General features: G+C 64.0%; 1 protein-coding gene. It reads left to right on the forward strand.

Annotation, left to right across the window (positions count from 1 at the left end):
- Positions 1–433, forward strand: a 433-nt coding sequence (locus tag QSK07_RS22685) for a UDP-N-acetylglucosamine 2-epimerase (RefSeq protein WP_285797974.1), incomplete at its 5' end; no start/stop codon positions are given.
- Positions 434–492 lie beyond the last annotated feature (59 nt).

Here is a 492-nt window from a genome sequence, read left to right on the forward strand (position 1 = left end):
GGTCCACATTCTTGACGCCCTCGGCAGCCTAGATCGCAAGGTCATCCTGCCGGTACACCCGCGCTTGCGCGCCCGCGCCGAGTCCGACGGCTTTACTGTCGCCCGCGGCAACCTCACCACCATTGACCCGTTGGCTTACCCCGACATGGTTAACGCCGTCACCAACGCCGCTGGCGTCATCACCGACTCGGGTGGTTTGCAAAAAGAAGCCTTCCTGCTTGGCACTATCTGCACGACGGTGCGCACCGAGACCGAGTGGGTGGAGACCGTCGAGAACGGTTGGAACGTGCTTGATCCCGATGCCGAGCACCTGGGCGAGTACGCCACGCGCCCGCACCCCGAGGGCGATCCGGGGTATCCCTACGGTGACGGCAAGGCGGCTCGCAATGTCGCCACCGTGTTGTTGAAAGCCGGCGAGCGAGACCGTTCCTGATGGCGAATTCTTCCCGCCTCGGCAGGGTCGTCTCCCTCTCGACAGTTCATCACGGTCAC

This window comes from Pantoea sp. QMID4 (assembly GCF_030270445.1).
Taxonomy (GTDB): domain Bacteria; phylum Pseudomonadota; class Gammaproteobacteria; order Enterobacterales; family Enterobacteriaceae; genus Pantoea; species Pantoea vagans.